The organism is Polaromonas sp. P4_F4, assembly GCF_056401355.1.
On the sequence record NZ_JBFUJO010000009.1, the window covers coordinates 179962 to 189597 of the forward strand.

The window sequence follows — 9636 nt, forward strand, 5'->3', positions numbered from 1 at the left end:
ACGGGGACTAGAGCGCCAGCCGAATGCGCGCTTCTTCGTACTCGCGCTTGAGCTGGGCGACGAAACCGGCGGCGCTCTGCACTTTGCTGACCGGTCCGATGCCCTGGCCGCAACCCCAGATGTCCTTCCAGGCCTTGGACTTGTCGCCGCCAAAGTTCATCTTGCTCGCATCGCTCTCGGGCAGGTTCTCGGGGTCCATGCCCGCGGCGCGAATCGACGGGGCCAGGTAGTTGCCGTGCACGCCGGTAAAAAGGTTGCTGTAAATGATGTCGTCAGAATTGCCTTCGACGATCGCCTGCTTGTAGGCGTCGGAGGCCCGGGCTTCTTCCGTGGCGATAAACGCCGAACCGATGTACGCAAAATCGGCGCCCATGGCGCGCGCGGCCAGCACTGCGCCACCGGTGGAGATGGAGCCCGACAGCGCCAACGGGCCGTCAAACCACTGCCGAATTTCCTGGATCAGGGCGAACGGGCTCTTGACGCCCGCATGGCCACCGGCGCCGGCCGCCACGGCGATCAGGCCATCCGCACCTTTTTCAATCGCCTTGCGCGCATGCTTGTTGTTGATGATGTCGTGCAGCACCACGCCGCCGTAGCTGTGGGCTGCGGCGTTGATGTCTTCGCGCGCGCCCAGGCTGGTGATGTAGATGGGCACCTTGTACTTCACGCACAGCGCCATGTCGTGCTCCAGCCGGTCGTTGGACTTGTGCACGATCTGGTTGATGGCAAACGGCGCGGCGGGCTTGTCGGGATTCGCCTTGTTGTACGCCGCCAGGGTCTCGGTGATCTCGGCCAGCCAGTCCTCGAGCTGCGCGGCAGGACGTGCATTGAGCGCGGGCATGGCGCCGACCACGCCGGCCTTGCATTGCTCGATCACCAGCTTGGGGTTGCTGATGATGAACAGCGGCGAACCGATGATGGGCAGCGGCAGATTGTTCAGCGGCGCGGGGAGTCTGGACATGGCGTCTTTCAACAGGTCAGTGAAGCAGAAATATTAAAAAAACAGGTCTCTGGCCCATTGAAAACAGTCGAGAAACAGGCAAGAAACAGGCGCAGATAGCTATCACATTAATAGCGTGATAGCGTAATAGCGATTGAGGTTTTAAAACGCTTCCAGCGCCAGTGCAGTCACGCAGTCCGCACCTTCAACAATGCTGTCGCGCACACCGGGAGCCTTGGTCAGCAGGTGGTCGGCATAAAAACGGGCGGTGGTGATTTTGGCCTTCATGAAATCGGCGTCCACGCCCTGGGCAAGCTGCTCCTGGGCCACCAGCATCGAACGCGCCATCTGCCAGCCGGCCACCACATTGCCTGCCAGCATGAGGTAGGGAACGCTACCGGCAAAAACGGCGTTCGGGCTGGCCTTGGTGTTGCCCGCGACAAATTCGACCACATCCACAAATGCTTCCCGGGCGGCCTTCAGCCGTCTGGCCACCGCCACCGCATCGGCATTGCCCTGCCGGATCAGTTCGTTTTCGGTCGCTTCAATCTGCTTGGCAATCGCCTTGGCTGTCTGGCCGCCATCGCGGGATGTCTTGCGGCCCACCAGGTCGTTGGCCTGGATGGCCGTCGTGCCTTCGTAAATCGTCAGGATTTTTGCATCGCGCATGTATTGCGCAGCGCCGGTTTCTTCAATAAAACCCATGCCGCCGTGAACCTGTACGCCCAGCGACGTGACTTCCAGGCTCATCTCGGTGCTGTAGCCCTTGACCAGCGGCACCATAAATTCGTAGAAGGCCAGGTTTTGTTTGCGCACCTCGGCATCGGGATGGTGGTGTGATGCATCGTAGGCCGCTGCCGCGACCGAGGCCATGGCGCGGCACCCTTCGATGTAGCCGCGCATGGTCATCAGCATGCGTTTGACGTCGGGATGATGGATGATGGGCGCACTGGCTTTGATCGATCCGTCAACGGGGCGGCTCTGCACGCGCTCCCGGGCAAAGCTCACCGCCTTCTGGTAGGAACGCTCGGCCACGGCAATGCCCTGCATGCCAACGGCATAGCGCGCCGCATTCATCATGATGAACATGTACTCAAGCCCGCGGTTTTCTTCACCGACGAGGTAGCCGACGGCGCCGCCGTGGTCGCCATACTGCAGCACGGCCGTGGGCGATGCCTTGATGCCCAGCTTGTGCTCGATGCTGACGCAGTGCACATCGTTGCGCGCACCCAGGGAGCCGTCCTTGTTGACCAAAAACTTGGGCACGACAAAAAGGCTGATGCCCTTCACGCCTTCGGGTGCGCCGGTCACGCGCGCCAGCACCAGGTGCACGATGTTCTCGGCCATGTCGTGCTCACCATAGGTGATGAATATCTTGGTGCCGAACACCTTGTAGGTACCATCGGGCTGCGGTTCTGCGCGGCTGCGCACCATGGCGAGATCAGAGCCCGCCTGCGGCTCGGTCAGGTTCATGGTGCCGGTCCACTGTCCGCTGACCAGCTTTTCAAGATAGACCGCCTTCAAATCATCGGAGCCGGCCGTCAGCAGGGCTTCGATGGCGCCGTCACTGAGCAGCGGGCACAGGGCAAAACTCATGTTGGCCGAATTGAGCATCTCGCCACAGGCCGCGCCTATGGTCTTGGGCAGGCCCTGGCCGCCAAACTCGGCCGGATGCTGCAGGCCCTGCCAACCACCTTCCGCGTATTGTTTGAAGGCCTGCTTGAAGCCAGGGGTGGTGGTGACCACGCCATCTTTCCAGCTCGAAGGATTTTTGTCGCCCTCCCAGTTCAGCGGCGACAGCACGTCCTGGTTGAACTTGGCGCACTCTTCAAGCACCGCCTGCGCCGTCTCAAATCCGGCGTCTTCAAAGCCGGGAATTTGCGCGACCTGGTCGATGCGGGCCAGGTGCTTGATATCAAACAGCATGTCCTTAAGAGGGGCGATGTAGCTCATTTTTTGTCTCCGTTTTTTCCCCTTCCCCCGCTGGGGGAAGGTTGGGATGGGGGCCTGGCGCCGCACTGCCCCCACCCCTGCCCTCCCCCAGCGGGGGAGGGAGTTAAGGGGTCACAAAGCTGCAACCAGTTCCGGTACAGCGGTGAACAGGTCAGCCTCCAGCCCGTAATCAGCAACGCTGAAGATAGGCGCTTCCGGGTCCTTGTTGATGGCCACGATGACCTTGCTGTCCTTCATGCCGGCCAGGTGCTGGATGGCGCCCGAGATGCCGGCSGCGATGTACAACTGCGGCGCCACGATCTTGCCGGTCTGGCCCACTTGCCAGTCGTTGGGGGCATAGCCCGCRTCGACCGCGGCGCGGCTGGCACCCAATGCGGCGCCCAGCTTGTCAGCCAGCGGCATCATGACTTCGTTGAACTTCTCGGCAGAACCCAGCGCACGGCCGCCCGACACGATGATCTTGGCGGCGGTCAGCTCGGGGCGGTCGCTCTTGGCGATCTCGGAGCCGACAAACGACGACTTGCCGCTGTCGGCCACGCCGGCCAGCGTTTCCACGGCGGCCGAGCCGCCCGTGGCCGCTGCCGCATCGAAGCCCGTAGTGCGCACGGTGATGACCTTGGTGGCGTCCAGGCTTTGCACAATGGCAATCGCATTGCCGGCATAGATGGGGCGCTCAAAGGTATCCACCGCATCGACCTTGGTGATGTCGGAAATCTGGCCAACGTCCAGCGTGGCGGCCACGCGGGGGGCGATGTTCTTGCCCGAGGCGGTGGCCGGAAACAGGATGTGCGAATAGCTGCCGGCGATGGCGACCACCTGCGCGGCCATGTTTTCCGCCAGGCCGTGCTCAAAGTGCACGCCATCGACGTGGATGACTTTGGCGACACCGGCTATTTTGGAGGCGGCCTGGGCTGCAGCTTCGGCACCCTTGCCGGCGACCAGCACATGCACCTCGCCACCACACTGGGCAGCGGCGGTCACGGTGTTGAGGGTGGCGGGCTTGATGCTGGCGTTGTCGTGTTCGGCAATTACAAGTGCGGTCATTTAGATCACCTTCGCTTCGTTTTTGAGTTTGTCCACCAGGGCGGCCACGTCGGCCACCTTGACACCGGCGCTGCGCTTGGGCGGCTCGCTGACCTTGAGGGTCTTGATGCGCGGCTTGACGTCCACACCCAGGTCTTCGGGTTTGAAGTTGTCGAGCTGCTTTTTCTTGGCCTTCATGATGTTGGGCAGCGTCACATAGCGCGGCTCGTTCAAACGCAGGTCGGTGGTGATGATGGCGGGCAGCGTGAGGGCCAGCGTTTCCAGGCCGCCGTCGACTTCGCGGGTCACTTTGGCCTGGCCGCCTTCGACTTCGACCTTGGAGGCAAAGGTCGCCTGGGGCCAGCCCAGCAGGGCGGCGAGCATCTGGCCGGTCTGGTTGCAGTCATCATCAATGGCCTGCTTGCCCAGAATCACCAGTTGGGGCTGCTCCTTGTCGACCAGGGCTTTCAGCAGCTTGGCCACGGCCAGCGGCTGCAGCTCTTCGGCGGTCTCGACCAGGATGGCGCGGTCGGCGCCGATCGCCATGGCGGTGCGCAGGGTTTCCTGGCACTGCAGCACGCCGCAGCTCACGGCGATGACTTCGGTCACGACGCCCTTTTCCTTCAGGCGGGTCGCCTCTTCGACGGCAATCTCGTCAAACGGGTTCATGCTCATCTTGACGTTGGCGATGTCGACGCCGGTGCCGTCCGATTTGACGCGGACTTTCACGTTGTAATCGACTACACGCTTGACGGGTACCAAGACCTTCATTTCAGGGCTCCAGAGTTTGTTAATTGACGTTGACGTAAACGTAAGCCTTGCATTCTATGCTGCGGCCTTCGTGGTGCGGGCGGCCAACTTGTTGCCCGGAGGGTTATCCGCCACGGCAGCAAGCAAAAAAAAGAACGGTCGTTCTATTTCATTATAAATGGCTCCCCCTGTGGAATTAGAGCATCTCCACCAAACAACTGTCGTGCAGGCGTCAATTGGAAGCACCCCGAAGGCACCGGCCTTCCCGCGCTCCGGCGCCTCAGGAAGGCCTGACGCCCTCCGCGGCGCTGGCACGCGTGTGAATCACCCGCTGCGGATATGGAATCTCGACGCCGTTCTCACGCAGGGCCTTCAGCACCGCGAGGTTGATGCTGGAACGCAGGTTTTGCTGGCCATTTTCGGGGTCGGTCATCCAGTAGTTCAGCGTGAACTCCAGCCCATCGGCCCCGAAATTGGTCAGGTTCACGGAAGGCACGGGATCGCGCAGCACGCGCTCCTGCTTGAGCGCCGCTTCGGCCAGCAAACGCATCACCAGCGCCACATCGCTGTCATAGCCCACCGACACCACGGTGGACTGCAGTACCCGCAAATCACTCAGCGAAAGATTTTCGATGCGGTTGCTGATGAACATCTCGTTGGGCACGATGGATTCGCGACCGGACGGTGCCCGCACGACGGTGTAGCGGGCGTTGATGTCGGTGATGCGGCCTTCGAAGGTATCGACACGCACGTTGTCCCCGATGCGCACGCTGCGCTCGGCCAGCATCACAAAACCGCTCACATAACTGGCAGCCAGCTTTTGCAGGCCAAAGCCCACACCGACGCCAATCGCACCGCCCAGCACCGACAGCGCCGTCAGGTCAATGCCCACCGACGAGAGCGCGAGCAACAGGCCCACAAACATCAGCACCGCCCGCACGGCATTGCTCACCGCCTTGCGCAGGGACAACTCGCCGCCAGTGGCCGAGCGCAGCAGGCGCGCCTCCAGCGCCGAGGAAATCCACAACGCGATCAAAAGCACCACCCCTGCCGTCAGCGTGCCCTCGAGCATGGTGCGCACCGACAGGGTCGAGTTGCCGACCTTCCACTTGATACCGTCCAGCTCCTCGAGAATCACCGGCAGCAGGCCGCTGACCCAGAGCACCATGGCGATCCAGGCCAACCATGAAAACGTGCGCTCCATCGCCCGCACCAGCGGCGCATTTTTGAATGCCACCTGCAGCACCTTGACGCCCAGGCGAATCAGCGCCAGCGCCAGCAGCACCGGAATGGCCACCCTGAAAACCGCCAGCGGAAACATCCGCGCCAGCAGCGCCTGTACCGCATAGGCAAAAAACAAAAGCAGCAGAGGGAAAAGCACGCCGTCAACAATGCGCCGGCCAAACAGGATGGACGACTCATCAGCACTGTGCCGCGCACGGCTGGCCACCCGCACCACCAACCAGGCCAGCAGGGCACAGGCGATCAGCGAAGCCAGCTCAGTCAGCGCGGAGGACTGGGTCAGGGCTGAGAACCAGGCATCCAGGTTGTCGATGCGGGCCGCTGGACGGACGAGTGAGGCATTGGCAGGATTCAGGGCGCCGGCGCTGGCCATTGCGGTTTCCTTTGTTCAACTTGATTCAACGTTGTTCAACTTTTTCAATGAAGCCGGGAGTTCCCTCGCCGAGGCCGGGAATCCGTTCACACGGCTCAGCGCGCGGCGATGGGCGGCGCGCACGAGGCTGCCTACAAATCGGCCAGCACACGGATATGCGCTTCGACGCTGCGCGCCAGCGCCCGCAGGTTGTAGCCGCCTTCGAGCGACGACACGATGCGGCCCTGCGCATGGCGCCTGGCCACATCCTTGATGCGCTGGGTGATCCAGGCATAGTCCTGCTCCACCAGTCCCAGCTGGCCCAGCTCGTCATCGCGGTGTGCATCGAAGCCGGCACTGATGAAAATCATCTCGGGCCTGAAGGCTTCCAGGCGCGGGATCCAGTGCGCCTCGATCAGTTCGCGCACCTCCATTCCCTTGGTGTAGGCCGGCACTGGCAGGTTGACCATGTTGCTGGCATGCGTGTCAGCGCCGCTGTAGGGGTAAAAGGGATGCTGGAAAAAACCCACCATCAGTACACGCTCATCGCCGCTGAGGATGTCTTCGGTGCCGTTGCCATGGTGCACGTCGAAATCGACCACCGCCACGCGTTTGAGCCCGTGGCGCTCCAGGGCATATTTGGCCGCAATGGCGACGCTGTTGAAAATGCAAAACCCCATGGCCTTGTTGTGGCAGGCATGGTGCCCCGGCGGGCGCACGGCGCAAAAGGCGTTTTCGATTTCGCCGGCCATCACGCTGTCGGTGGCCGCGAGCGCGGCGCCCGCAGCCCGCAAGGCGGCGTTCCAGGTATGCACGTTGAGGGCGGTGTCCGGATCAATCTGCGCGTAGGCCGGACCGCCCGCGTCAATGTCATCGGTCAAGTGATCGCTCAGGCCGCGGATCGCCGCCACCATCATGCGGTCGTGCGCCAGCTCGATGTCGCCCAGTGCAGCCAGCGGCGCCTCGCGCCGGTCCAGCGCATCACCAACGCCCGAGGCCAGCAGCTGGTCTTCAATGGCGTCGAGCCGCTCGGGGCATTCAGGATGCCCCGGACCCATCTCGTGCATCCGGCAGTCTTTGTGAGTGAAATAACCAGTCGCGTTCATAGCATGAAAATTTTGCGGTAAGGTTGACGACATGAATGTCAAAGAAAAACTTCAAGCGCTCCTGAATCAGCTTAACACGGTCATTGTCGGCAAGCACGCGCAGGTGCAGGACTGCGTCGCCTGCCTGCTCGCGGGAGGCCATCTGCTGATTGAAGACGTTCCCGGGGTGGGCAAAACCACCCTCGCCCATGCGCTGTCGCGCTCGTTCGGCCTGCAGTTTTCCCGCGTGCAGTTCACAGCCGATTTGATGCCCAGCGATTTGTCGGGTGTCTCGATTTACGAGCGCCAGAAAGAAAGTTTTGTCTTTCATCGCGGTCCCCTGTTTGCCCAGGTGCTGCTGGCCGACGAAATCAACCGGGCCAGCCCGAAAACGCAGAGTGCGCTGCTGGAGGCCATGGAGGAAAAGCAGGTCACGGTGGAGGGCGAAACGCGTCCGCTGCCTGTGCCGTTTTTTGTGATTGCCACGCAAAACCCGCACGACCAGCTGGGCACCTATGCCCTGCCCGAGTCGCAGCTGGACCGTTTTCACATGCGTATCTCGCTGGGCTACCCCGACCGCGCCGCCGAACGGGAACTGCTCCGGGGCAACGACCGGCGCGAGATGGTCGACAAGCTGCCGACGCTGCTGGCCCCGCACGACCTGCTGGAGCTGCAACAGCTGGTCGCGCAGGTGCATGCCGCGGACCCCTTGCTGAACTACCTGCAGGATCTGGTGGCGGCCACGCGCTCGGGTCGCTGGTTTCTGCAGGGCCTGAGCCCGCGGGCGGGCATCGCCGTCATGCGCGCCGCCAAGGCGCAGGCATTCCTGGACGGCCGCGATTATGTCGCCCCCGACGACATCGCCGCCGTGCTGCCGCAGACCACCGCGCACCGCCTCCTTCCCGTGAGCGACGCCGGTCGCGGCTCTGTGGAGCAGGTACGTGCGATGCTGGAAGCCGTGCCCTTGCCCTGACCCCCGAATCAGGAAAACCCGTTCTTCATGGCCGCTCTGGCGCTCATCCCCAACCCCCTGTCTTTTATCAGGGGCCGTTTCCAGACATGGTGGCAGGGCAAGCTGCCCTTCACCGACAGCGTCATGCTGACACAGCGCAATGTCTACATCCTGCCCACGCGTGCGGGGTTGATGCTGGGCGTGACCCTGCTGGTGCTGCTGGTCGCCTCGATCAATTACCAGCTCAACCTGGGCTACCTGCTGACGTTTTTGCTGGCCGGCAGTGCGCTGGTGGGCATGCATGTGTGCCATGGCACCCTGCGCGGGCTTGCCATGAATTTGATGGCGCCACCCGCTCAATACGCCGGAGCGACCGCCTCCTTTGACATCAAACTCACAAACACCAGGCGGGCCGCGCGCCATGGCATCGGCCTGAGCGTGCTCAATCCGCACGATGTGGATGCACATAAAGGCCGCAAGCAGCACTGGGCCTGGACCGATGTGCCGGCGCAAGGCAGCAGCGTGGTGCAGGTGGCCTTCACGCCGCCGCGGCGCGGTGTGCACCGCTTGCCCACACTAACAGCGGAAACACGCTTCCCGCTCGGCACCTTCCGGGTCTGGACGGTCTGGCGGCCGGCGGCCCAGCTCCTGGTCTACCCCGCGCCTGAACTGCACCCGCCGCCACTGCCCCCGGGCGAGCCGCGCTCCGGCGGTGCCGCAGCCGCCGCGCGGGCGCAGAGCACGGGCGAGTTCGACGGCATCCGCAGCTACCGGCGCGGCGACCCGATGAAACTGGTGGTCTGGAAAAAAGCGGCGAAGGCCGACGAGCAGGGCAACGGCCTGGTGGTGCGCGACACCCAGCAGGCCCAACGCCATGAGCTCTGGCTGGATTTCATGCAGGCGGGTTCTGCGGGTGTCGAGCAAAAGCTTTCGCGGCTTTGCGCGTGGGTTTTGCTGGCCGACAAACTGGGGCTGGACTACGGCTTGCGTTTGCCTGCGCTGGAGATCAGGCCTGCGAGCGGTGAGGCACACAAGCGGTTGTGTCTGGAGGCGCTGGCTTTATGTTGACGGGTGGACTTCCTGAGGCTGCAGGCCGGGACTCGCCCCGGCGGGCGACTTACTTTTCTTTGCTTCGCTGTATGGACTGGGCACATACGCAACAGGTGTTCGGAGACATAGGAAACACTTCTTCAGCGCCATTGGCGCAAGGAGAAGGGCATGCCTTGGCAACCGAGAGACCTGATGGACATCAAACGCGAATTCGTGGCACTGGCCTTGCAAGAAGGCGCCAACCGGCGCGAGCTGTGTCGGCGCTTTGGCATTGGCGCGAAGGCCGCAT

8 protein-coding genes and 1 pseudogene are annotated in these 9636 nt (G+C 62.8%); 3 read left to right on the forward strand and 6 right to left on the reverse strand.

From position 1 onward, the window contains the following. Positions 1-7 precede the first annotated feature (7 nt). The 6 genes from AC1DUR_RS12235 to AC1DUR_RS12260 form a co-directional block, all read right to left on the reverse strand. Complete coding sequence (locus AC1DUR_RS12235) at positions 8-961, reverse strand: NAD(P)H-dependent flavin oxidoreductase (protein WP_477717512.1); 954 nt, start codon at positions 959-961, stop codon at positions 8-10. 141 nt (positions 962-1102) lie between these two features. Then, positions 1103-2893 (reverse strand): acyl-CoA dehydrogenase C-terminal domain-containing protein, encoded by a 1791-nt coding sequence (locus tag AC1DUR_RS12240; protein WP_477717513.1) that lies wholly within the window; start codon positions 2891-2893, stop codon positions 1103-1105. Positions 2894-3004: 111 nt separating this feature from the next. Further along, on the reverse strand, positions 3005-3937 hold the full coding sequence (locus tag AC1DUR_RS12245; protein WP_477717514.1) for an electron transfer flavoprotein subunit alpha/FixB family protein: 933 nt from the start codon (positions 3935-3937) through the stop codon (positions 3005-3007). Beyond that, a complete protein-coding gene (locus tag AC1DUR_RS12250) occupies positions 3938-4687 on the reverse strand; it encodes an electron transfer flavoprotein subunit beta/FixA family protein (RefSeq protein ID WP_477717515.1) in 750 nt (249 codons plus the stop codon). It lies immediately after the preceding gene. A 259-nt stretch (positions 4688-4946) separates the two neighbouring features. Continuing rightward, the gene (locus AC1DUR_RS12255; protein ID WP_477717516.1) at positions 4947-6281 is read right to left on the reverse strand and encodes a mechanosensitive ion channel family protein; all 1335 of its coding nucleotides are present in this window, start codon (positions 6279-6281) and stop codon (positions 4947-4949) included. 131 nt (positions 6282-6412) lie between these two features. Then, positions 6413-7366, reverse strand: a complete 954-nt coding sequence (locus AC1DUR_RS12260) for a histone deacetylase family protein (RefSeq protein WP_477717517.1) — start codon at positions 7364-7366, stop codon at positions 6413-6415. Positions 7367-7397: 31 nt separating this feature from the next. Between AC1DUR_RS12260 and AC1DUR_RS12265 the strand changes: the two genes are divergently transcribed. From AC1DUR_RS12265 to AC1DUR_RS12275, 3 genes and pseudogenes are all read left to right on the forward strand, one after another. Beyond that, complete coding sequence (locus AC1DUR_RS12265; RefSeq protein WP_477717518.1) at positions 7398-8318, forward strand: AAA family ATPase; 921 nt, start codon at positions 7398-7400, stop codon at positions 8316-8318. A gap of 27 nt (positions 8319-8345) precedes the next feature. Then, complete coding sequence (locus tag AC1DUR_RS12270) at positions 8346-9365, forward strand: DUF58 domain-containing protein (protein ID WP_477717519.1); 1020 nt, start codon at positions 8346-8348, stop codon at positions 9363-9365. 150 nt (positions 9366-9515) lie between these two features. Continuing rightward, positions 9516-9636 (forward strand): annotated as a pseudogene (locus tag AC1DUR_RS12275) (IS481 family transposase); the annotation flags it as partial.